This window comes from Candidatus Bathyarchaeota archaeon (assembly GCA_026014735.1).
GTDB lineage: Archaea > Thermoproteota > Bathyarchaeia > Bathyarchaeales > Bathycorpusculaceae > Bathycorpusculum.
Window position 1 is genome coordinate 314,762 of sequence record JAOZHT010000001.1, and the last position, 23,471, is coordinate 338,232.

The 23,471-nt window shown below is 43.1% G+C and carries 24 protein-coding genes; 5 read left to right on the plus strand and 19 right to left on the minus strand.

Going from position 1 to position 23,471, the window contains the following annotated elements; translation table 11 throughout:
- Positions 1-254: 254 nt before the first annotated feature.
- Genes NWE93_01580 through NWE93_01600 form a run of 5 tightly spaced genes read right to left on the minus strand, consistent with a single transcriptional unit; the run spans position 255 to position 4,422 of the window.
- Positions 255-1,697 carry a hypothetical protein gene (locus tag NWE93_01580; protein ID MCW3998913.1) on the minus strand — a complete coding sequence of 481 codons (1,443 nt, stop codon included), beginning with the start codon at positions 1,695-1,697 and terminating at the stop codon, positions 255-257.
- Positions 1,694-2,053 carry a hypothetical protein gene (locus NWE93_01585; GenBank protein MCW3998914.1) on the minus strand — a complete coding sequence of 120 codons (360 nt, stop codon included), beginning with the start codon at positions 2,051-2,053 and terminating at the stop codon, positions 1,694-1,696. The genes NWE93_01580 and NWE93_01585 overlap by 4 nt, the downstream gene beginning before the upstream one ends.
- Complete coding sequence (locus NWE93_01590; protein ID MCW3998915.1) at positions 2,046-3,833, minus strand: hypothetical protein; 1,788 nt, start codon at positions 3,831-3,833, stop codon at positions 2,046-2,048. Before NWE93_01590 ends, NWE93_01585 begins: the two co-directional genes overlap by 8 nt.
- Before the next feature lie 12 nt (positions 3,834-3,845).
- Positions 3,846-4,217: a hypothetical protein gene (locus tag NWE93_01595; GenBank protein MCW3998916.1), complete on the minus strand. Its 372-nt coding sequence runs from the start codon at positions 4,215-4,217 to the stop codon at positions 3,846-3,848.
- Complete coding sequence (locus NWE93_01600) at positions 4,201-4,422, minus strand: ribbon-helix-helix domain-containing protein (GenBank protein ID MCW3998917.1); 222 nt, start codon at positions 4,420-4,422, stop codon at positions 4,201-4,203. Before NWE93_01600 ends, NWE93_01595 begins: the two co-directional genes overlap by 17 nt.
- 107 nt (positions 4,423-4,529) lie before the next feature.
- Here NWE93_01600 and NWE93_01605 point away from each other — a divergent pair, with 107 nt between their 5' ends.
- Together NWE93_01605 and NWE93_01610 are read left to right on the plus strand one after the other, a co-directional pair.
- Positions 4,530-5,972: an SWIM zinc finger family protein gene (locus NWE93_01605; protein ID MCW3998918.1), complete on the plus strand. Its 1,443-nt coding sequence runs from the start codon at positions 4,530-4,532 to the stop codon at positions 5,970-5,972.
- Positions 5,973-6,745: 773 nt separating this feature from the next.
- Entirely contained in the window at positions 6,746-6,967 is a 222-nt protein-coding gene (locus NWE93_01610) for a hypothetical protein (protein ID MCW3998919.1), read from the plus strand.
- A 22-nt stretch (positions 6,968-6,989) separates the two neighbouring features.
- Here NWE93_01610 and NWE93_01615 read toward each other — a convergent pair whose 3' ends face one another.
- Positions 6,990-7,754: a TdeIII family type II restriction endonuclease gene (locus NWE93_01615; GenBank protein ID MCW3998920.1), complete on the minus strand. Its 765-nt coding sequence runs from the start codon at positions 7,752-7,754 to the stop codon at positions 6,990-6,992.
- Between the two features lie 8 nt (positions 7,755-7,762).
- On the minus strand, positions 7,763-9,148 hold the full coding sequence (locus NWE93_01620; protein MCW3998921.1) for a hypothetical protein: 1,386 nt from the start codon (positions 9,146-9,148) through the stop codon (positions 7,763-7,765).
- Positions 9,149-9,461: 313 nt separating this feature from the next.
- Here NWE93_01620 and NWE93_01625 point away from each other — a divergent pair, with 313 nt between their 5' ends.
- Complete coding sequence (locus NWE93_01625; protein ID MCW3998922.1) at positions 9,462-11,255, plus strand: site-specific DNA-methyltransferase; 1,794 nt, start codon at positions 9,462-9,464, stop codon at positions 11,253-11,255.
- A gap of 22 nt (positions 11,256-11,277) precedes the next feature.
- Here NWE93_01625 and NWE93_01630 read toward each other — a convergent pair whose 3' ends face one another.
- Positions 11,278-12,549 carry a DUF2779 domain-containing protein gene (locus tag NWE93_01630; protein MCW3998923.1) on the minus strand — a complete coding sequence of 424 codons (1,272 nt, stop codon included), beginning with the start codon at positions 12,547-12,549 and terminating at the stop codon, positions 11,278-11,280.
- Between the two features lie 434 nt (positions 12,550-12,983).
- Between NWE93_01630 and NWE93_01635 the strand changes: the two genes are divergently transcribed.
- Positions 12,984-13,286 (plus strand): helix-turn-helix transcriptional regulator, encoded by a 303-nt coding sequence (locus NWE93_01635; GenBank protein MCW3998924.1) that lies wholly within the window; start codon positions 12,984-12,986, stop codon positions 13,284-13,286.
- A 141-nt stretch (positions 13,287-13,427) separates the two neighbouring features.
- Here the strand turns inward: NWE93_01635 and NWE93_01640 are convergent, their stop codons facing one another.
- From NWE93_01640 to NWE93_01685, 10 genes are all read right to left on the minus strand, one after another.
- A complete protein-coding gene (locus NWE93_01640; GenBank protein MCW3998925.1) occupies positions 13,428-13,778 on the minus strand; it encodes an ASCH domain-containing protein in 351 nt (116 codons plus the stop codon).
- A gap of 549 nt (positions 13,779-14,327) precedes the next feature.
- Positions 14,328-15,914, minus strand: a complete 1,587-nt coding sequence (locus NWE93_01645) for a hypothetical protein (GenBank protein ID MCW3998926.1) — start codon at positions 15,912-15,914, stop codon at positions 14,328-14,330.
- Positions 15,911-16,681 (minus strand): hypothetical protein, encoded by a 771-nt coding sequence (locus NWE93_01650; protein ID MCW3998927.1) that lies wholly within the window; start codon positions 16,679-16,681, stop codon positions 15,911-15,913. The genes NWE93_01645 and NWE93_01650 overlap by 4 nt, the downstream gene beginning before the upstream one ends.
- Positions 16,681-17,043 (minus strand): HK97 gp10 family phage protein, encoded by a 363-nt coding sequence (locus NWE93_01655; protein ID MCW3998928.1) that lies wholly within the window; start codon positions 17,041-17,043, stop codon positions 16,681-16,683. The genes NWE93_01650 and NWE93_01655 overlap by 1 nt, the downstream gene beginning before the upstream one ends.
- A 15-nt stretch (positions 17,044-17,058) precedes the next feature.
- The gene (locus NWE93_01660) at positions 17,059-17,241 is read right to left on the minus strand and encodes a hypothetical protein (protein ID MCW3998929.1); all 183 of its coding nucleotides are present in this window, start codon (positions 17,239-17,241) and stop codon (positions 17,059-17,061) included.
- 5 nt (positions 17,242-17,246) lie between these two features.
- On the minus strand, positions 17,247-17,585 hold the full coding sequence (locus tag NWE93_01665; protein MCW3998930.1) for a hypothetical protein: 339 nt from the start codon (positions 17,583-17,585) through the stop codon (positions 17,247-17,249).
- A 16-nt stretch (positions 17,586-17,601) separates the two neighbouring features.
- A complete protein-coding gene (locus tag NWE93_01670) occupies positions 17,602-18,465 on the minus strand; it encodes a phage tail tube protein (GenBank protein ID MCW3998931.1) in 864 nt (287 codons plus the stop codon).
- Between the two features lie 18 nt (positions 18,466-18,483).
- Positions 18,484-18,942 carry a hypothetical protein gene (locus NWE93_01675; protein ID MCW3998932.1) on the minus strand — a complete coding sequence of 153 codons (459 nt, stop codon included), beginning with the start codon at positions 18,940-18,942 and terminating at the stop codon, positions 18,484-18,486.
- Positions 18,939-20,522 (minus strand): D-glucuronyl C5-epimerase family protein, encoded by a 1,584-nt coding sequence (locus NWE93_01680; GenBank protein MCW3998933.1) that lies wholly within the window; start codon positions 20,520-20,522, stop codon positions 18,939-18,941. Before NWE93_01680 ends, NWE93_01675 begins: the two co-directional genes overlap by 4 nt.
- Before the next feature lie 2 nt (positions 20,523-20,524).
- Positions 20,525-20,869, minus strand: coding sequence for a hypothetical protein (locus NWE93_01685; GenBank protein ID MCW3998934.1), 345 nt, complete (start codon positions 20,867-20,869; stop codon positions 20,525-20,527).
- A 257-nt stretch (positions 20,870-21,126) separates the two neighbouring features.
- Between NWE93_01685 and NWE93_01690 the strand changes: the two genes are divergently transcribed.
- On the plus strand, positions 21,127-21,807 hold the full coding sequence (locus NWE93_01690; GenBank protein MCW3998935.1) for a hypothetical protein: 681 nt from the start codon (positions 21,127-21,129) through the stop codon (positions 21,805-21,807).
- A 51-nt stretch (positions 21,808-21,858) separates the two neighbouring features.
- On the opposite strand, the gene NWE93_01695 is transcribed toward NWE93_01690, so the two are convergent.
- Positions 21,859-23,460 (minus strand): hypothetical protein, encoded by a 1,602-nt coding sequence (locus NWE93_01695; protein ID MCW3998936.1) that lies wholly within the window; start codon positions 23,458-23,460, stop codon positions 21,859-21,861.
- Positions 23,461-23,471: the final 11 nt, after the last annotated feature.

The following is a 23,471-nucleotide window of genomic DNA, read 5'->3' on the forward strand; positions in this document are numbered from 1 at the left end:
CTTAAAATTATCGCAGGCATCAGAAGAAGCCACACGGCCTACTGAACGTCTGCCCTGCATTATTGGTTCACTGCAGCGCCCGCACCAAAAAACACAATCCATACAAAGAAAAACTTGGGCAGCTGACGATTTAGCGCCTAACGTAGAACCTTCTAAATGCTTAGAAAAACAAGTTAGAATAAAAGAAAAAAGGCTAGTATTATTTCGTACATATGATGGCGGGTCCGACGGTTATCGACCGTATATAGGTTCATTTATACCGCAGCCTCCTCTTTGATTAGCTGCCTAAGCTCGTTTCGCAGAACAGCCAACTGATGTTCAGCGATGTCTTTTTTCTCTGTAGTTGCTCCTTGGGTAAGTGCATCTCTGTTTAGAATCTGCTCCGGGTTCTCGCCTAAAGCCCGTATCATTTCCTTAATGGTTTCTAGTTTGCTGTGTTGGGTCTTGGGTCTTATAGCTAATCCTGCAGCTGCGTAGATGCTTCTGAGTTTCTCCATGCCTAAGCTTTGGATGTCGTGGTAGGTGTCGGGGATGTGACCCATCATGTAGTCAACGTATGATTCTTGGACTCCTAAGGCGATCATTTGTGTTTTGAAGTATTTGCGTATGCTATGGGTTCTAAGCTCGTAGTATCTGCCCATGGCTGGCTTGATTAAACCTGCTTCTAAGTAGAGGGTATGGACAATTTTGCGTATTTGTTTTGGCGTGACTCCTTTGACTCTGTCGTTCTTGTTTGCGTCTCGGATGAGCGGTGAGTTATCGGTGATTTCCTCTGGCTTCATGTATTTGTTTTTGCCTGCTCTGTAGTCGGCGCTGCCTTTGCGTCTCTGCTCCAAGTACAGTTTTAGGTAGTTTGCTGCTTCGGGACCGAGGAAGGTATCGTAATCGCCGTATTTGCCTTTGGTGATTTCCGCTTCAACGTGGATGTGAACGGGGATTCTGTTGGCTTCGAGGTCTTCTTTGACGTGTCGATAGAGTAGTTTTGAAAAAGTTTCTTCCCTAAAGCCGCCGAGGGCAAAGGCTGAAATGATGAATTTCTCTCTTAGGTCGGCTAAGTCAAGCAGTTTGGCAAGTTCCTCTGGTTTGGGTGCTCGGTCTTTGTAGGTTACGCGGCGGCTGAGTGGCTCTGAAAGCTCGATTTTTATTCCGTTGACTCGGTAGAAGGTTTTGACGCTTTTGACGTAGTTGTTTACAGCGCCCGGTTTTAGGCCATCGTCTTGAAGCTGTGCTAAGTAATCGTTGAGGTATCCCGTATGGTTCTGAACTCTTAATGGATCGGGGATGTTGCCGACTGGTTTTAGGTCTGCTATTAGGAGGTCTGGGCTGTAGCCGAGCCAAACTGAGTATTTCTGCACATGGACGGTGTAGCTGCGGCAGCTGTTATGGGATCCGCTGCAGTGTCGTAGAAAGTGTCTAGCCATTTTGATGATACTTTGGTTGTCAAATACAAATGGGAGTAGTGCTGGTCGCTCGCTGATAAAGGCGTTGATGATGTATGCAACTAAACCTTTTTCTCTAGCTGATAGCATCTTTTGTAGGTTGATCTCGACAGGTTGCTTGAGCTTGTAGCCTCTGATGCTTTGTTCGAAGAAGACGGAGTCGCCTTGGATTTTCATTGGTAAGTTTAGGCTTTTGAGTTCTTCAAGTGTTAGTTGGCGGTTGATAGTTATAGGCTTCGCTAATGTCTGCGGTATCATTTGGTTTTCATCTCTTTGTGAGTTTTTCGCTCCGATGGTCGGAACGCATACTCATCTACTTGTTTAGGCTGTTTGCAATTTAAATTCAACTCAGGACTTGCAGGCAGTTTTTGAAGTTCCAAGATGTCTGATTTTAGCAGGACAAGCCCTGAGGCTTTGGGGTCGCCACCGTGCAGGGTAGGTGGTCCAGCGTCTCGGTCCCAGCAAAGAGTGATGTAATTGTCGCATTCGTAGATGAGCCATCCGATTGCTTCTCGAACCTGCGGCTGCATGGATAGAGCTGAAGAGCGGTTGTAGAGAACATGATCAACATACCGGACAAATACCAGCTCTTGCTTGTCGGCGTTTTTAACCATTATTGCTCAACCTCTCGGAAAGTTTTACTCCGCAGGGACCGCACAGGAAGCCCCATGAATCGTCAAATTCGGTGACTTGCCAGTCCATTCGTCCTTTGGCTCCGCAGCATACACATGTCTCTATCCCGAAATCCATGGTTAGGCGGCATACGCTCTTAGCTTTCAACGCCAACTCGTCTAAGGTGTATGTTCCAGTGTTCCCAAGTTGCACAACTTTAGTGGAAGCCACCGCTGTTTCTTCAGTTTTCTGAGGTTCTAAAAAGGGCTTGTTTTGGTTAATACTGCTTGTTTCTTTGACTACGTCGTTTGGTTTAGGTGTGGTGGTCTCTGTGGGGGTTTGGATTGTTTGGAACTTTGGAACAAGCTGGCAGGCGTATTTCTTTGCGATACGCTTGAGCTTTTCTTTATCAAAACTGTAAACCCAAGCTGGGCCATCCTGCAGTCTAGCTTTGGTTTTTTTGCCGTTTAGCACTTCTCGAAGCCTGTAGCCTATCTTTTGCTTAGTTACTTCTCCAAACTCGGGGGTGTCCATCTTGTTGGGTTTTTTGTCGTCGAGTTTGCCTTCTAAATCCTTAACCAATCCATCCCATATGTCTGAGGAGGCAAGAGGGGTTTCTGGGTTGTATAGTTCGCAGATTACCTTAACGAGGTGGCCTTCCAGGGTGTTGGTTTTCTCGCTCAATCGGTCTTTTTGTAGTTGCTCTAGCTGTGCTCTGAGGTCTTTTTCGATGGTTAAGCCTGTAGTAACTTGGATGACTGGCTTCCATAGTTCTTTGAGGCGTCCTTTTACTGGTAGTTCGATTTCTGGGAGTTCTGCTTCTATGGTTGATAGACGCCATTTTAGGAGAATATTTCTTAGTTCTTTTAGGCGGGTTTCGTCGTCTTTGTTTAAGTCTGCCCAGTCTTTTGTTGGGTAGCCCTCTGTCATGGGAATGAATATGAAGCGTTCCAGTAGGCCTTTGACGTGGGGCATTTCTTCAGCTGCGCAGGCTTTGAAGCAGAAGACGCGGAAGTATTTGATGAAGCGCTTGTTCTGTGTAAGCATTGTTCGGGGGACGACGGCGCCTTTTTTGTAGCCTGCTTTGTAGATTTTGGCTTTATCGAGGTCCTTGTAGAGTCCCTGCGCCTCGTCTTCGAGGATAGTTCCGGGTGTGTCAGAATCGTCTAGGTAGCCGTAGACGTCGGCTGAGGGGATCGTGACGCCTAACATCGGGCGGTAGCATAACCAGTTAAACAGGCTTAAGGCGACAGTTTTGCCGCTCTCATTATCCCCAACAAAGTAGACGTAGGGAACTGTTCGCATTTTCTCCTGTTGATAACTTAGCAAAACACAGGCGGCCAAGTAGTCCTTCCATGTTGACTCTAAATCAAGGAACAGGCCAAACTCTTCTCTAACTTTCCAGTACAGTTCCTCATTGGTAGGCAGGTTGCCTTCATAGTAGCTGTAGGGTTCATAGGGGAACTCGTCTGGGTACTCTTTGGGCAAGAAGACTTCTTCTTCAACGGTAACTTCTTCACATATCCTGAAGTTGCCGTCTTTTACTGTCAAGAAGGCTGGTTTTCCGCTGGCATATATTGCCTCGAAGAATCCCTGCTCAGCATTGCCGCTTGATTTATGCAGTTTGGGCTTGTCTTTACCTTTGGGAAAAAAGTCTTCGCACGCGGGGTCCGTCTTTTTTATTATGCCTTTGACTATGTCGTCGTAGTATGTGCATGGGCTCTCTTTATCTTTCCAGTTGGCGCAGTCCCCGCATTTCTTACCTTTTCCCCGTTGGACCATTGTTATAGCTCCTTAGGATTTGGGTTTGAGTTTTTGGCGATAGATTTTGTCTTCTCCGTATAGCCAGTAGCTGTATTGGTAGCCTTCACAATGGTAGCGGTCTTGGATGGTTGCGTTGCCGCCTTTTAGGATGTTATAGACGCTACTCCACTTGTCAACTGGGTTGCTTTGTTTGTAGGCGATTTCGTATGTGCCTAGTTTGGCGCTTTGCTGGGCTTCGAATTTTAGGATGTTAAAGTTTGATTCTTGGACTACGATGGTTTGTTTGGTTTCTTCTGACTTGCATCCAGCTGGCGCTAGTTTGTCTATGTATTGGTTTGCTGCGTCGGCAAGCATTAGGCTGGCGTCTCTTAATTTAACCAGAAACTCAACTTGCTTGTCCATGGCTTATTCCTCGGTCGCTGTTTTCTCTGCGTTCCTCACTAGCGGTGTTTACTGGTTCTGGGAAAAACCCTAACTCTGTTAGTTGTTTTCGTACGGCTTCCCGTATGAAGTCACTTCTGTCGATGCCTCTTCTTTCTGCTATGCCGTCTATGAGGCTGACGAGTTTTGTTTCCTCTCTAAAGACTACCCATTTTTCCTTTTTCATGGGAATTCACGTTGTAAACATAGGCTTGGCGTCAGATTTCCTTTGCAGGTGATACTTTTACGGATAGAATTTATAAGAGAGGGTGACACTTTGTAAAATTTAGAGAAATGAAGCAAACGATACCTCGCAAAGAAGCTTACCTAAAAGAGCACGGCATATACCCGGAATCTTATAGAGGATTTAAGCGATCGCTTAAGAAAAATTTTAGAAAACGCAAAGACTTACTCAGTAAAACAAAGATAAGAGAATCAACGGGGCAACGTCCGGAAGTAGTGGAAAAATATCTTAAAGCTATGGTAGAACTCGGGGATATTAGGACATGTGAGGCTTTCTATCTTGGCTGCTCACTCCTTGAATTAATAATCGCGGATTTTCCGCATGGAATGGTAACTTTTTGTCCAACATGTAACGAGGAAATAATACTTCCGCCGAGTGAAATTGAGCTTTTATGTAAATGCGGCATCCATTATACAAAACAAGCTTCAAGATGGGTATACAAGCCTCGAATAGAATATTTAGGGAACGCTTCTTGGAGACTGGAGAGCCTTACTCACCCCGGTAAGGAGTTCTATGAAGTTAGGCCGTTTGATGATTACTGTTCATGTCCTCATCATTCCATTCGAGGAGCACACTGCAAACACCTAACACAGGTCACAGAACTGGTTGCAAACATAATCTCCGAAGAGATAATCGGAGACAGTAAATTCAAGGCTACTGGCGGCTTAATCGTAATTGCAACCGCCTTGGATAGACTATTGGACCGTCGCAAAAAATTAAAGCAATTGACTTACCGAATGTTGGGGAACGCTATGGAAAAGAGTGGACTAAACTCTTCCAAGGCAGCGTTGGCTCGAATTATTTCTGACTTGGCAAAAAAACAAGCTGTTAGCAGAACTCACCTTCCGCTATCATACATAGAAGGCAAAACATTAATTGACCTAAACCCAGCGATATTGAAGCGTTTTCGTGAGCTAGATAAATCGATTATTGACAGTTATACTAAAAGCTTCATAGTCCAGTTGCTGGAGCATAGGACGCCTTTTTTGAAGCTTGATAACGTTGAGTACCCAGATATAATTCTCCCAAATGGCGAGTTTGACCTTTCAGTGGATGTAAACTATTGTTTTCCCAAGCCTACCCCAGTCCGACTGGAGTTGAGTGATGCCCAAAGTCACACGATATTACGTTCCTTCACGGTACGCTTGAATGGTGAAGATGTAAGAAGTATTCCGTTAAAATTAAGCTCCCTTGAAATGCAGGCATGGGTTCCTCAAATCGAACTCTATTGTCAAGACGATAAAAAGGAGTGGCACTTAGTCGACCATTATTTAGCCGGCAGGCCAATTGTCGCCCCTAAAATAATAATGAGAAAAACTGTAGCTGGTCTCTATGAAGTCGAAAGTTTCACCCAACCAGGCAAGTTTTATGAAGTTGATTATATACGAAAAAAATGCACTTGTCCAGCTTATTCTTGGAACCAACCATGCAAGCATCTGGAGCTTGTAAAAGACCTACACTTTTCACATTTAACTAACGTTATGAATGGATAAGTAGGAATGCCTGCGAAATTAATTGGGGAATCTTTAGGCTAAAAGGATAGTTTGGGTTTCGAGAAAAAGAGAAGTGACTACTACAACCTCATTAAGACGTCGGCCTAATCTATTTGTCTGCAATTAAATAAGCCGCATACAAGCGGCCAAAAACAGGAAAAATCAATATAGTACCCATCGTTAGATTAGCTTACATGCTATTGTTATTCCTACCCCAAGAAACATTATTCCTAGAATTTCAGCTTCAAAACGGTTCAGGATGGTTAACCAGCCACCGTCTAATCCTATGCGAGCACCCCCGTGGCCAGCTAGAAGGACATACACCAGTTACTTATCCCCTTAAGGATTTTCAAAAAGCTCAACTAAAGGGTCCAATGCTGACTGTTTTTTTTAGCGATAGAAGAGACGCCAAAATCAAGTTGACAGAGAGTAATAATCTTCTTTTACAAGAAATTAAAGAGTATATTGAGAAAGCGAGCCTAAATTGGAAGTAAGTGACAAGTCAACAATAGTTTTAAGAACCGTAGAAACAGGCAGGCAAGCCATTAGGAATGGCCAATGAGCGCTCATAGGAGAGCGCTATGTTAGACCACCATATTGCACTCAAGCGAAAAATTGAGGAACTATCTAAAGGTGTTCTTTCGTTGCGAGTATATGACTCATACCTTTCATTTAGACGCCTTCATTGCCGCAACAACGAATATAATTAACTATCTATTGAATATCTTTAAAATAGCAAAAAAGATAATTAAAGTAAGAGAGTACTCCTTAACATGCGAAAATCTCCAAAACCTAAACGCTATTACTCTATTAATGTGAAGATACCAGAACCATTCATTAAAATAATTGATGCTAATCTCTTAGATGGTAAAGCCCTAAGTTCAGAGTATGTAAGCAGAGCGCATTTTGTAGAAATGGCGGTTCTTGAGAAACTCTTGAAGTTTAATTTAGTCGATGAAAAATTGGCGCTTGATATAAAGAAAAGACGTGAGTAAACTGTTGGGAGATAAAGTGGTTTTATCGACCCACAGCTTCGTCAATTTTTGGCTTAAGCATCAAGCCAACTTCCTTAAAAACAGCAAGTAAATCTTCATAAACTGGTTCTGCTGCAACAAAATTCCAAAAATCTGAACCAACCATTAACTCACCGTCATCATATAAATTGGTCGAAGTCCAACGCGCATAAGGTTGTGGGTGATACGGATTATAAGGAATTGCCAAACCAGTATTGACAATTGCTTGCTTGTTTATGCTGAGTCGCAGTGCCGTCCAGCGTAATAGCTTCTTTTTTAGCGTTCTAAACTCTTTTATGTTACCTTTAGGGCTCGTAACATCAAAATAAAACTCCTCTCCTGTAGGCTTTTTAATAAAAACATCAACAATACTCTCCGGGTCTTGATCTGCTTTGCCTGGTAATATGCTGCTTTTTATAGCGGTAACTTGACTTTCTTTTCGTCCGGATTGCCCAATTTTCAATATATCAAGATGCATTTGGTTGATTAATATTTCCGTTTTAACATCTATCTCACCCAATAAAACGTATTGTCGCTCGGCATGATATCCAGCATTTTTTTCTGCAAGTAGCACAGCCATTTGTTCATAGATCGAAGTGCCAAAGGAAGTATAAAATGATTGAATGAGAGATGCGGTGTTTACTATCTTTTTTGAAAAAATAGCCTCAAAGAAAGGCTTTGATTCGGACTCAGGGTTATAATTTTCGATTTTTTCTTCTATGCAATTGATCAGTATATTTTTTAATTCCTCTCTAACTTGATTTTTCATAACTGACTTTACTCCTCTTTACTCTTTTCCGCCAGTTGCTCTTCGAGTTTCTTTATTGTTTCTTCCAACTCCTGTATTTTGTGCGTTTGATCCTGACTAATTAAGTCTTCAACTTCTTCCAACCCTTTGATGTAGGGGTAATAAGTAACAGTATTATCGTCTCTCACGTCTTGCTTGCTATTCTTATCCTTTAGCGCACAAGCAAGATGGAAATGGTAAAGCTTTGCATCATATTCTAGATGCATAATATGGGTTTTTGGTTCTCTAATTCCATTTACTGATGCATAAGGGCAATCACCATGCCTTATCTCCTCAGGTTTGTAAATTGTGCATTTTTCAATGCAGTTTAGAGGTTCTGAGGGGTGTGTGATATGGAAATCCAGGTCTTTCCATTTACCAATCACTACTGGGCAAAAAAGAATCCATTTGCCACAGATGGGGCACCGTTTAGGATTATCAGCATTTGATTTAGTTGCGATTGTAATGCCTGTAAGGTTTGAGAATCTTGTTGATTGTGTTTCTTTTCCTCCACCCACCTCAACTCCAATTGCTTTTTTCCGTGGCGAAACCTCTATTTCTTCATCCTCTTCCGTTTGCTCCTCTTTTTCCGGTGCGGCTATAGCAAAAGTTTCATCTTTAAAATTGAATGGAACAATCACATAGTCTGGGACTTTTAATGAATTATCATAATCACCTGAAATGAGTTCTTGTGTGAGTAATAACGGCCAAACATAGCCAACTTTTTGTCTTAATAAATAAGCATAGACAAGCAATTCACCCCAAAGGCCTACTTGTTTTGGCAAAAGTGAATCATACCATTTAGCTAATCGATTGTGTGCCTCGTTTATGGCTTGGTCTGGTTTCTTTTTGGTAGATAGAAGCTTAATGACTTTTGCACTTGGTTCAAACTGCTCTAATGGCAATCCTATTGCACCATTGTAGGCTTTGAGTGCTTCGTTCTCTTCCTCCCTTTCATCATCCTTAATGTAGTCTTGACCAATGGATGACTCGAGCTCTTCTAATACTTTTTTTCTTAATGGCGCATTAACGGTTAAACTATCGAACAACATAAGTTGGTTGGTGAGAAGAAGAACTGTTTCTATAAATGATTGCATACTTTCCTTGCTACGTGTCGCATAGAAGTAGGCTCTTCCAGCTATAATATAGGTAATAACGTCTGAGAGAATCATTTGCCGGCCATAGCTTCGAGTTTTTCCGCCAACATAAAGCTCTTCTGATAATTTGGTTTTAATTTTACCCTGTAGTGCAAAGGAGTCAGCCTCATTAAGTCTTTTTCTTAAGTAAAGGTATAACTCCTTGTCATCATGCTCTTGCTCGGAAAAGACTTTATCAACCGTTTGCAGGTGCTTAACCGATTTAGTCAACTTCTTCAACAATACATCCATTAGGTAATACCAACTGAGCTACCGATACCTTACACAATCACTTCTTTTACCATTTAAATTTTGGCAAGAACTGGCAATCCTAATTAGAAAGTTTTGACAATCACCATTCGATAAAAATGAACAAAGTCATCAAAGTTAACGATGAAAACTACAAGGCGTTGCTTTCAATAATACATGAGTTAGAAAGTCAAAAGAACGAACGACTGAGCTTTGATGACGCTATTTCCCTTTTAGTTATTGAGCACAAACAGGGAAAAAATTAAAATAGTTACAAAGTAACTAAGTAACTCGGTGTACTGTAGTGCAGGAAAAAGATTTATTGACCATCAAGGAGGCTGCAGAAAAAGCCGCCGTATATAGGAAACGACCAGTTAAACCGCATAATATCGCTTATCTCGTTAACTACGCAAAAATTCACAGCTATGACAAAGAGGGAAATGAAAGAAATGCTCTAAACGGTGAAACACTGGTCTCTTGGAAGGAATTAAAGGAATATTACGATATTTACAGTAGAGAAAGAGAATACAAAGAAGCATTAGGTGACCATATAAATTGGAGCCTAAGCTTTGAGGATGTACCCGAATCAGAGAGCACAAAACATGTTCACCGTTTGCACCCCTATAAAGGAAAATTCATTCCACAACTCGTAGAATATTTTCTGAACGACAAAGTTAATGGTTTTAAAAAAGAAGTGTATTTCCAAAAAGGCGATACAATTTTAGACCCCTTCGCCGGTTCTGGCACCACTCTGGTAGAATGTTTCGAACTTGGCTTAAACTCAATTGGGCTTGATATTTCAAAATTCAACTGCATGATTATAAAAGCCAAGACCGAAAAATATAACCTAAATGGTCTTGATAAGACACTCTTGTCTGCAGCGAATGCAACAATAGACTTTAGTTTAAAAGGTACATGGGGCTTATCTCAGCAAAAGCTTGACGCAGAACTAAGCCGCGTAAACAAGGTCTATTTTACTAACCCAGAATTCAAATTCTTAGTTGGGAATTTACGCAAGTTTAGAGATGCAGTTCAAAAGACTGCTAAGGTGTCGAATAAACACAATGGAATCGACCCCCTAAGTGAAGCATTAAAAAAACTCGACTCTGAAAAAGAAAACTTGCTTCAAAAGGTCATAGACTTTATCACTGCAAGAGATGTTGATATGACCTTTACAATTGATGCTCAAAACATTATGTTCCTTGAAGATCAATTTACTAGTTTATATTCAACAAAAATTTTGGATACCTTGAAGATAACCCCAAGTAAGCAAAGTAAGTTAATGGCTGATTTTACAAGTGATGCTTCCGAATGTTTTCTCACAGCATGGTATACCCAAAGACAAAGGTCTGAAATGCAATACTACCTTTCTCAAATTGACCGTGTTACCAATCCAAAAGTTCAAGATTTAATGCGTGTAATCCTTTCAAGAACTATAAGGTCCTGTAGAGCAACGACTCATAGTGACTTAGCTACCTTAACAGAACCTCAAACAAAACCCTACTATTGCACAAAACATTACAAGATTTGCACCCCTGTAACGACAATTGCCAGCCATCTGAAGAGATATACTATTGATACTCTTACACGGCTTGAAGCATTCTCAAAGCTTAGACAAGATGTATTCTCTGACGTTATAAATGCTGACGCGCGAGTAGTTGATATCTTTTCTTGTGTTAGAGATAATAATCTAGCCTTCGCTAAAATCCTTAAGGAAAGGAAAATAGCTGGAATCTTTACCTCACCGCCATATGTTGGACAAATCGATTATCATGAGCAGCACGCATATGCATACGAACTTTTTGACATAGAAAGGAAGGATGCTTTGGAGATAGGACGGCAAGAAATGGGTACAGGTAAAAGAGCTCAAAATGACTACGTGGAAGGTATTTCAGAAGTTCTCATCAACTGTCAGAAGTATTTGAAAGATAATTTTTCAATATTTATTGTAGCAAATGACAACAGAAACTTGTATGGAACAATTGCTGAAAAAGCTAATTTGAGAATAATTGAGACTTTCTATCGACCAGTTCTTAACAGAACTGAGCGAGATAAACAACCATACTCAGAAGCGATTTTCCATATGAAAGCGAAGTGAGATTGGTACCTTTGTAAGGTCATCAGACATAGGACATCAATTCCTTATGAATCTCAACCATTGCAAGTGTATCACGCTCACAATATCTAAGAAGGTCTTGGCGAACTTTTTGCACTTTCTCACCTTTTATTTTTCCTAATGCCATGTAAGTAAAAGCTGCAGTAGCCACTCCACCGTTTCTTATTTCTAAATCGTCATATGAAAGCTTAGGTACAAGAGTGGGCAGAACTACTTTGATTGAGGTACTTCCATAAAAATTAGGATGGTAGAACGATTGGGTAATAATTGCAAGTAGATCGACCAATCGGCCTGTTACTTCATTAAGGGCTTGTGCGAGGTCGGGGTACAGAGACGCCATCGCTTTTATTTTTCCATTTTCAAAGCCTGAATATACTATTACGCTTCCCTGCCCAGCCAAGTCTTTGATTAAATTTTCTGCAAGTTCCCTTCTACAATCTTGAAGAGGATCAGCTAAATACTCAAGGTGGTTAGTTATTTTGCCTACTGTTGAACAGACGTGTATAGAGTATTGGGAGAGAATAGGTTCCCAGGGAGCAACATTCTGGTAAATTGGTATTGCTGTCGAAAGCGTTTCAAAGTCGAGATAATAAGCAGGGAAAATAATCCTATCGAGTGTTTCCTTTAATTCCTTCCCAACGAATGGTTTTTGGCTTCTAACGCAATTACGAACTCTCGATTGAAATGGCGAAAGATCGAAGTCTTCTGGTATTTGCTCTATACGCGAGTATCCTTCTTCCATAAGTTTTGTAAACTTAGACTTGCTTATCCGTGGAATCTCTAAGATGTAGTTCTTTATACCCGAACCAGTACATTGCTCAAAAACAGGGCAGGCTTTACACTCAAACTTTAATGCAGAAGTTGGTTTGGAATCAGTACTTGTTTCCAGGTCGATTTTTTGTCTTAAACCTTCAAATATTGCTGCTTTTTTCTGCACTTCCTCAGTATGGTCTATCTCTGTAAATAATTTTTCAGTAGACATGCCCAGTCTATATTCTTTTGATAATAACATCAATGAAACTTTTGAAATCGGAATATTGGCTCGTAATATGACCATTAATGTATATGCCATGTCATCGACAAATTCATTTTTATCATTCACGCTATCTTTAACTTCAATAATTTGCCACTTATCACCATCCCTCTTTAGTGCATCAACTCTTACATTCATATTATCGGCTGTAAAGGCTGCCTCAAAAATGACATTTACTTGGGGTTTTTTCATTAAGCGTATAGTTGTTTGAGAAGCGGTTACTATATTGGTATCCTCAATCAATATGCCTTCATGAAAAACGGAATGTGCTCTATTTCCAACGTCAATTCCTTGCTCCCTTTGGAGTTGGTCAAAAATAGTATCGTTAATGCTTAGATCGATCTGTTTATTCCGTATTAGCCATCCTAATGTCGTACAGAAGTTAACGCTTTTTAAGAACGTGAACTTGTTTAAGTTGGGCAAGCGGTAAGTCACTTAATGATATTATTTCGTTTCTTAGCTTAAACCTATTGTGAATGCCTTTTGATCAGTAACTGCGATCGTGAAACAAAGTTGTAGCATATACCTCTCGATCAAACACCTAACGGTAAATTTGGACGATGCCGGCCTATTGCACTTAATTGTAAAGAATTTATTGTTATTATTTTAAACTATCATAGAAGAGTTTATGCCACCGCTATAACACTCAAACGGGAAATCATGGTGGAAGATTGAAGTTGGCTAATGAACTGCGAGAAAATGAAAATAATGTGGAGCTTATTGATCGCTGGAACTTTCTTATCCTTTGGAATCTAAAAGACGAACCATTACGGTTTACAGAGTTCAAACGGATTGAAGGAATTAGTACTAAAACTATCTCAAACCGTCTTAAGGTATTAGAGAGTTATAGATTAATAAATAGAGTAATTTATGCTGAGGTGCCTCAAAGAGTTGAATATTCATTAACAGAGAAAGGTAAAACTCTTATTCCAATTATTGATGATTTCTTTAATTGGGGTAAAACCGTTTTAAGGAAATAGGAAACCCCTTGAATGTGTACTATTCACCCGAAAGTCTCACTTTAGTGCACAACCCATCCGAACATCAAATCAGTGTTCCCCGTCGAAGCAACCGAACTAACGCTGAATCAAAAAAAAATTTGAACAGGTGCGCTTTAATCATTAAGCCAATCGCACTTTTACTGAGCCATAGGAACGAGGATAAGTTAACCTGTCGGAACTGGGCTCGACCTTTGTGAGAACTAAAGCGTAGAGATACGGCTTGTCTCTCCAGCGTTGCTCAATAAAGTCGTTGGCTAAATGTTTGTTATTATACCGCTTCATTTGAAGAACGGTTTTTTTCTTAATCTCTGAAACCGTTGCATAACCCAAAACCACTCCACCATATCCAAGTGCAATTCTGTCGCCTTCTTGAAAAAGTGGTTTGGTTCTAATCTCCCAAACTTTCAATCCATCTAAGATCAAGTTAAGGTACTTCTTTTTAATAATCAAGCAATACTCAACGTTGCTCACAGATTTTTCCCGATTGGAATCTAGCAGGTTATCCTTTTAGCATTTTCCATCCTGCGCTCGTTAAAAAGGGAGTGAATGCTTCCAATTTAACGCAATTTTAGCCCCCAAACTTCAAAAGAATATGTGTGGATGCTTACTGATTGTTTACTTTTCTAGTAACAGGATCACACCAGTTACAGTAGATGCTAATGTAGTAGCCAGACTTTACTTTAATTTCCAGCGGTATCGGCAGGTTACATATGCTACACTGCTGTGACGCCTTCATGCAAGCGACCTTTTTAGGTTTAAAAGACTTATTACTACCTCTAAATTACACCGATAAATCCATTCCTAAGAAAAATTGTTTTTAGAACCACCTCTACCATCCTAAAAGCTCACTGCTGAGGTGCTTTCAATAGGAGCATATTTAATGACTTTGTGCTGCGGGCTTGTATCTCGCGTTAGGCTTAACGTACATAAGCCAGAAACCCGCACCCTGTGCTTCCAAAACATAGTTTGTCTCAGTTGCCTCTTGTAACGCTAAAACCATGTCAGCGTCCACTTTTAAGGTCACCGTCTTGTCTTTAGGGCATCAGTCCTAGCTCTCAAAGCATAAATCCAGTCGGCCATCAACTGTTTCTGATAGCCAAGATTGAGACTAATGTCCAGAGTGTTGTTTTCTGCCAGAACATGATATTCCACACTTTTGACTAGGAAGCTCACCGAGGATATGTTTTCGTTTGGCAGAGTTACCGCAATCATATCGCCGGGCAAAATGGGTGTAGTACCGTAATCAATCAGGGTGCTTTTTAGGACCAAGGAAGTTTTGATTTGTTTCTTGTAGGCCAGAATGGATTTGGCTCTAAGCATACATTCATTGTCGCTGTAGAGGTCCTCTACGATATCAACGTACTGGCGCTCGCCATAACGGGAAATACTGGCGGCGTCCTGTTGTATGTTGCTGTAGCGACCTTTGCCAAAATAGAGGTTACCGTACCAGATGTTGCCTGCAGTACCGGGTGTTGTGACGGCGCTGTAAATGTAGAAGGTTTTAACCTGCGTCCAGTCAAAGGAAAGGGGAATGTTCCAGTTCTCAGAGCTATCGCCCACGGCTATCTCGTAGGGCGTCCATTCGTTCTCGCCGACGTTACTGAGGGTTTGGCTTGCGGTAGCTCCCCAAGCGTCATAGATTACGATACGTGTGCCGTCGCTTTTCATGTTGGCGTCACGGAATAGGGCAAGAATCAGCGCAGGGTACAGGTCTGTGTTTACTGGCGTGATAAAAGTGAAGATTGTTACGGCTTCCAGATTCGCGCCTGAGTTATTTTTGACACTGGAGGTTGCGGTGCCGTATTTCTTGGTTGCATCGAGGCTAAGTGTTCCATAGAAGCCCGTCCAAGTGCCACTGGTAGGAGTGAGACTTTCAACCGTTTCATCAGCATCTATAGGTGTACTTTTAGTAGCAGCTCCATAAATGGTAACTTTGTTTCTAACCGAGAGAATATCCGATTCCGTCTCTGCCTCTTCAATACGGTCAATTAGGCTTACAGAGCTTGTCTTAGCACCTCTATGGAAAAATTCAAAGCGCCCATCTGGAGCAACCCTAAAATCGTAACCGATAGCACCCGCTTTGTCACTGTCCTGAGCAATTTGCTTGAGAATGTCCCAAGCCTGCTTATTCTCATAATCCAAGCGGGTAAAGGTTGTGTCCGTGCTTTCAACCAAATCAGCGCCATTTCTTATATGGGGAAGCCCTGAATGATAGTCAAGAATATGCTTGACAATGTCTTCGCCCTTCATGAGAGCATAGCCTTCGGTGACGTACTCACGGAATAACCGCTCGCCCCAGTCACGTCCAGAAACAGTAACATAGTGCTCTATGGGGTTTGACTGGAACTTCATGTTCTCGTTTCGTGTGGTGATAAGTTGAGGGCAATTGGCGCCTCGACCCATTAGGATATAACCGTCTTCGCCGAGGGCAATCGGAGAGCCATTGGGGCTGTATTTGCCGTTCCAGTTTTGGAGTCTATAGGCAAAGCTGCTGACTTCGTCGGTTCCACCTAAGTGCACAGTTAATTCCTGGATATCGGCTTGGTTTATTGGACCGCCTGTTGCACCAGAATAGAGAGTTATAGAGGGAGGCGCAGGTGAACTCAAGTATCTTCGACTCCTTGACGATAAATTGCCATATCGCCAGACCTCACGATACCTCGTGTAACAGTTGGGGTTTGACTAGCTGCAGAGTTATAGGAGTTAACGCTGTCAGTTGCCTTGTTCATCTGCGAGGCAAAGTAGGCCATGGCAGCCGCGGCGGCGATGATTACGCCGATACCCACGCCTGTTAGAGCTAAAAACGTAGCTTGGCTGATGTTTAGGGCATTCTGAATTGCAGTTGCAACACCAGTAATGGCGGATTTAACGCCGAGGGCTGCACCTGAAGCGGTTACGGCACCAGCGGTTGCCGTCTCGGTTGTGCCTTCAACAGCAACAGCAGCCGCGTGCCCCGTTGACATAACCGTCATAAAATTAATCATTTTAGCGCAGCTAGAGCCTATTTGAACCATCAATAGGACAGTGCGAATATACTTGCTTGTCTGTGAGTCAACCACGCCGAAATCTTGAGCTAAACTCGTAAGTTGACTACCTATGAGGGCAGTTTCCCTTATGCCGCCCGCTACTTTGGTAAGGCTAACAGTTGTTGCCTCTGCCTCGCTCTGCATGGTGTTGAAACTGGAACTTGCACTGCGAACGTTACCGCCCATCTCTGAGGCTGCGAAACCAACTTGGTTAAAACTCATCGATACGCCCGTGGAGGTTGCCCTGATATTCTCGCCCATGCTGGCGGCGTCTGTACTGATGTTTTCAAAAGTTGGCGATGCTTCGTTAACCATGCGGACGGTGCCAGTTATTTCGCCTAGACTCATTAAGCGACCTCCTCAACGGACCGCTGGATCGCTTCGCTGATGAAGGCGGGAAGTTGCGGCAGAACCTCTTGTAGGGATCGGGTCAAGAAAAGGTGCGGCTGAATGCGGCTAGTGCCCAACTCCTGAAAAGCAGCATAAGACGCGGAAGCGCAAAGCTCGATTTGCCATTGCTGCGCCTTAGCGTAAATAGTGCTCTGCAGGTACCCCGTCCGAACGGGCACTAACTGCCGAGCACGTAGGACCATGGCGTTTGCCGCCTGCACGAGAGCATCTTGAACGGCGTCCTGTATGGCCTGGTCTACCTTTTGGATTCTATCCCTGAAATCTTGGTCGTTAATCTCTAAGGTAAACTCAATGCTCACCTGCTGCACCTCATTTTAGTGGGTTTGCCGCTTGGCTTTGTCCAACTCTTCTTTTGCCTGTCTGTCCACTTCGCCGAGGATGACAAGGAACTCCTGCAAGACTTTGGCTGGCTGCTGGGCGAGTTGACGAGGAGTCCAACCGAACTCTTTGCAAAACCGAAAAGAAGTGATTGAAGGATGCGGCTTGCCACGTCTCATCGCCCTTAGGAGTTTTTTGTTTCCTCAAGCGAGACTACGTTAAGCTTGTTTACGGCTTTGCTTAGCAGTTCTCCGAGTGCAATGGGTATGCCGTCGTCGGCTTCACTTAGGAGTTTTGCGAGAGTCAATGGGTTGGTTTGGGGTTGTTCTTTGAGGCTTGCCCAGATGGTTTCCGCTTGAATGGCTATGAAATCGCTGTTCACTACCTGCCCAGTCACTGGATGGTACTTTGTGTGTTTTTGGATGATGCGGCTGCGCTTTGCCCAAGATAGCTCGCTGAAGATGTATTTTCCGGCGAATTCTTGGCCGTATTCTTTACCTACTTCTAACGATTCGGTTTTCACGTTTTTCACCTCAGTTTCAGCTAATGATGATGTCACGAGCGGTAAATGACGCCTTGAGGCTGACAAGGTCCTCAATTTTTGTGGGGATACTGGCTTTGTCCCATTTGCAGTTTTTGAAAAGGGCGCTGTTACTACCGCCAAGCCCAAATTTTAGACTAAATTCAGCGTCGTTTACTATATCGGTGTATTCTTGGATGCTCTCAAACTCAAAGACTAACTCGCCCGATAATCCACGTTGCTTTTCTTGAAGGTACTTCAACAAATAGCCGGTGGCGTTGATGACGGGGAGGCGTTTGAGGTTGTTTTCGATGGTAAACTTCCAGTCAGTCACGCGGTCGATAGCAACAAGGCTGGAACCATCAGCTGCTCCTTTCTGCACGTAGCTATCATACCATGGAACTGCGCTTGCATAGTCAGCGTAAGTTGCACCCGTGATTTTAGCAGTGCCAGTTGAGACGTTTTGCCCGATTAAGTCAGCCGTAGCTTTAATGACATCCTCGATTGAGCATTCAACGGTTACTTTGTCCATCCTGCAGCCAGTATGTAACAGTTCAATGACGTTGGTTGGGGCGGAGAAAACGCCTTTGTAATAGAGAACTTCGATGCTGGCGGAGTTCAGCGAGGTAATCAACTGCAAAAAGCTAATGGGGGCATCGCTTGGAAGAGCATAGGAAACTTTCAGCCCGACTTTTCGTAAGCCTTTGCGTAGTGTAGCGGGGTCTCGTGAACCCACGCCGCGAATAGCCATCAGTCCAGGGTCTAGGGATGGCTCAATGTTATCTGCCGTAGCTAGACCCAGCATTGTGGGATTGGACGGAGTGGTTCCGTATGTTGCCTCTTGGACGTAGTAGAGTTTTGATTCGTGCGCTCCATACGACATTTTTTACATTTCTCCTGTTTAAGTGACTGTGACATACTCGAAAACCCAAGTTTTCAAGGTAAACTCGGTTCGCCAAACAAACGGCTTCACATCCACGATGTCGGCGTCTCGGAAAGAAACAATATCGACATAGGCTATGTCGGGAACCTTGGTTCTGTTTTCTCGTATAACTCGGTTGATTTCTAAACGCATTTTTTGGCGAATGCTCTGCCCCGACTCCGCGCCGCCCTTCTCAGTTACCCAAACGTTAACCTTGGGCGAACCTACGATAAGCCGTTGAGACGCCGAAAGCCCCAACTTACGATCTACAACGCTGCCTAAGCCGACGGTAACCTGTGCATCGTAGGTTTTGAGGAGTTCTCGATCAAACCACTCGCGACTCACCGAGACTTTACCTAAGGACTCATCGTCCTTCACTAGCCGAATATTAGTCTGCAGAAAAGAAACCAGTGCCGCAACAAGATCCACGCTGCTCATGTGTTAAGAAGCCTCCTGCAGACGCTCTTGAAATATTCAGGGTCGCCATTAACGGCGAAAGGCTGGGCTGTCTGTACTTCATAATCAAAGCCAGCCCGCCGAACCTTGTCATGCATGCGGAAAGGTGCGAGGCTATAAACGGTGATGTAATCCTGCATTGTGTAGCTGACCTCAAAAATAAGTTCCCCCGCAGGGCCATTAGCAACGACAGCTTTGACCGTTAAAACATCGCCGTAACTGGCGTTATTGCCGATAGCCTGCAAAGGATAAATTGATAGGTTCTCACCTTTGCTCGCCAAGATTCGGGTAAAAGGTGAAGCGGGGTAGGCGTAGTTTAAGAAGAGCTGAGCAAGCCAACTGACATTCGCCATCGCTTTGGCAGGCGTAATGGATGAGTAATCCGTGAAAAGCGTTCCCCAATTCATAAACTCGGTCTGATACTTTTCGGCGATTAAGGCGCTAAAGTATAAGCTGGGTTTATCATGGGCTGTTCGAATTCGCCAAAGAATGCCGCTTGTGATGACGTCATAGTAGGAACAGGCGGGATAACGGTTTTTGACGTCAATATAGCCCGGCCAACAGATAGCTGGATTATAGGCGGGGTATTCAGCGGGGGCTCTGATGCCTTGAAGGTTGCTGTAAACGTTTTTGCAAGTGTTGCTCCAACCCTCGTAAACATAGAGTCCAAGCAGGGCAAAGCCTAGCGAGTCATCGTAGATTTCGTTCTCGTTTAAACCGACGCGGTGCCATTCGCCGTCTGCTGGCTCAAAGTAAAGCCAAAGATTCTCCATGCCCTCCCGAAGGAAGGCGATGGCTTTGTCTGCAATTGCCCGGTACTGCGAGGCGTTTTGGGCGTCGATGTCGGCGAGATTTTTGAGCCCTACTAAGCAATAGAGATTTTCGACGTCTAGCTCCAAAAGCCAGTTATCATCTATCGTTACTGCCCTGGCAAAGCCGCCGTAAGTCTGTTGGTTTTGGACTGTTTTGAGAAAAGATCCTCCGCATAGCTTCGCGGCGTCCAAATAGTCGCTATGGCCTGTAAGTTGATATGCTTCGAGGAGAGCGAGGATGCATCTGCTCGCGTCAATACTCCAATATTGTGGGCTGCCTTCAGCGCTTGCAAATCCGCCATAGGCTTTCTTAGCTGAATTGCTGCATTGCTGAGTTAAAATCCAGTCTGCTAACTCTACGATTTTGGCGAGGATTGCACTTTGCTGACCCGCGAATTGAGCGGCAGTGTAGGCTTGGGCTAAGAAGTCGATAGCGAAAGAAGCGGACATGACGCCTCGCCCGTAAGCGGGTTCAGGACTCTCCACTTTTCCAGCGTTGGCAGCATAGTAGGTTCTCTGCAGGTTGCTTTGCATAGTTACGACGTTACCCAAAACTGAGGCCACAGTGTTCCATTCGCTACCACCTGAGTCGCTAATCTGCACGGGGTAACCAGCCTCAAACTTCGAACTATCCGCCACCATGACGTTCTTTTGCCCAGCCACAGCACTAACCAAAGCAGTAGGCACAACGTAAACAAACGGCGCATAGTGCATCACAAACTGAAAATAGGCATCAGGCACAGTGCCCATGGCTAAGCCACCCCAACATAGGGCGTCTTGAGTTTGTCTAGCAGACGGGAAAACTCGCCTTGAAGCACATCTAAGCTGGGCGTATTAGAAGACTGAGTAACATTAAGGTCGCCCACTTGAAAGTTTAACCCCACAGCCGACCCGCCAGATAAGAAACAGACGCCATAAATGGCCGCCAAGAGTGTAATGGCTTCTTTTTGTGCGTCACTGCAGTTTGAGGAGTCAATAGTTGTCGAGGTTTCAAGCCCTAAAGTCAAAGCTGCACGCTTAATCATCTTCTGGATTTTAGCATCTGGAATATCAGAATCGCCAACATTGAGAGCATCCCAGACGTCCGCAACCGACACGGCAGCCAAAGCAAACTAAACCTCAAACCATAGTGAGTTTGAAGTTACGGAATGAACTGCATAAAAGACTTAACATATAGCCAGTTTCAGAAGTTCTTACTTCTAAGGCGGATACGTAACAAAGCCTCGCCTGCCTTAGCTATGTATGAACCCTTGAAGTACATAGAGGCCACCACAAACATACAGTTTACCGAAAAAAATATTGCCACGTATCAACATCTTGGAATAACACTCTTGGGACCACTATGGAAAGGCTAATGGAGAATGCATTCAAGCCATTTGAGGGACTTATAGATCAAAAGGATTTCAACGGCTTTTTTAATAGTTTTCCCAATGCTGAAGAGAAAAAACATTTTGCACGCGCAAGCTTCATGCTTCAACGGGCGACGAAGTGCAAGAAATGCGATTCCGATATAGCTATAGCTTTGCTCTGCTCCTCAGTCGAGGCGATTAGTGCCGGAAAATCAATCATATTCAAGGACTGGTTACTTGGGCAATCAATTAATAATCTCGCAAACAAAGACGAACGCGAAGTAAGGAATGAGATTAATAAGTCATATGAAGCTTTCTTGAAGTCCAAAGAACGAGAGGGTATAGCTTTTAACTTTTGGCAGTTCATAACGAGCCATTGCCCCACAGGATTGAGAAAGCCACCGATAATTGTTTACAAAGGTGAGGGAGATCCATTTGATATTACTATAAAGGGATTATACTCTCGATTTAGATCACTTTTCCTCCATGAAGGTGTTGGTTTCGCTGGAATCGCTGATGAGAAACACGTTGATGAAGAAGGCGAGGAGATTCAAATGATTGCCATTCCACTGCTTTTGAAGATGGGGAATGCGTATGTTTCAGTCGAATTAACAAAAATAAAAGATTGGTTTTATGAAGTCGTGGTAAATAGTCTATTGTCGTATCTTAAGGAACAGAAGAAATAGTGGAAATTAATGCCTGATTTTATTCTTGGCAATTATTTGCGTGGGATTGATTTAACTGCTCGGCGACAGTGGAACAAAGATATTTGGTTCTTCTTTTGACCATTGCATGAACGGCGGTCTGATTTTTTGAATAATCATTTCAGCTTCTTCCCACGCTTCATCCTCGACGCAGTATGTAACTTCCATTAGAGCATCTGCATATTTTGGATTTTCCAGTTTTGAGGATGACTTGAAGGCTTTTTCAATAGCATAGTTTTCCCATTTTCTGTCTTTAATTTCTGATGCTTCGTCAACTATCCAGAGGTAAGCTTTCATTATTAAAAAGTCGGAGAGGTTGGAATCCGTAATTGCCGTCTTTGACTTAGCGATTGCATCCAGTTCTTTTTCTTTATCGCCTCGAAAATGATATGCTTTGGCAATAAAAGCCCATTCCATTCCTACATCAAAGGAATCCTTAGTTTCTTCAAACACGGCTAGTGACTTTTTTAAGTAACTTAAGAATTTTTTTGGCTTGTTCTTGAGGCGGTAATTGCAGGCAATGTTGTGAAGACATATTCCTTTGTCTATCGGTTCGATGTTTGGCATTTTGAGGCATTCTTCGAGAATGTAGATCGCTGAGTCATACTGCTTCAGCGCAGAAAATGTCTCGCCAGCCTTGAAAGCATAGTCAGCTATCTTTACGGGGTTCTTTATCCAGCGAATGTTAGCCTTAATTGCTTCTTCAGCATCTTTTCTTTTGTACTTTATTGGATATTTTCTTTTGAGCAGCTGCTCCTTGATTGTCGCTGACTTGATAGTACGATACCACTTTAACGCTATCGAGTTTTCGATAAGAGTAAAGAAAATTTCAAGAAGTGAACCGCCATGCTCAATGTGCGGAACCAGCCATTGATTTTCTTTGGCTTGCCCGTATTTGTTGGTGATTATTTGAAGCGAAACTTTTTGGTACTCCCAGAAACGTTCGAGGCACGTTATATCTGTGGATTCGACCAGTCTTAGGGCAGCGGTTGAATAGTGTATTCTATCAACCATTGCTTCATACGGAAACCTTGCAGCCTCTTGAACTAACTGCAGTTCTAGAGCAACAGCACCCTCAAGCTCTCCAATTTCGGACATATCGCTAAAAGTTGTTGAGTATCGCCGTTCCTTCTTGCTTTGTTTACCTCGTCCTTTTTTGTAGACCATTAGAGGGTTGAAAAAGATTTCAGGATGGTCTTTTCTGACTCGTCTAAGGTTGCGGTCTGACTGCCATTTATCTTGAAGGCTTAATGGCGGCATGTTTTTCGTCGACTTGTCGGCTGCCTTATACGGCATTGCTTTTTCTGGATGGAGCAAGTCGAGGAGTACTAAGTAGCCTATTTCCCTGAGTTGATTATTGAACCAGTTTTTCCTTAAAAGTTCCCGTTTCCTTACGAATCGGTAGAAGCCAAAATCTACCTCTCTATTCAAGAGAAAGTTGGATTCGTGGGCAAAGTTAGCGAGTATCTTCTTTCTCGCTTCAGCGTCGCTTGGGTCTACTTCCTTAAGCTTCTCAGCTGAGTATAACGCACGCCTGAAGTCCATTCGCATGCCTGGTTTCTGAATAAATTCTTTGATCGGTTGACTTTGTTCAGCGCTCATCGGTATTACAGAAAAAGAGGGGGTATTTGTCATTTTGCCAAATC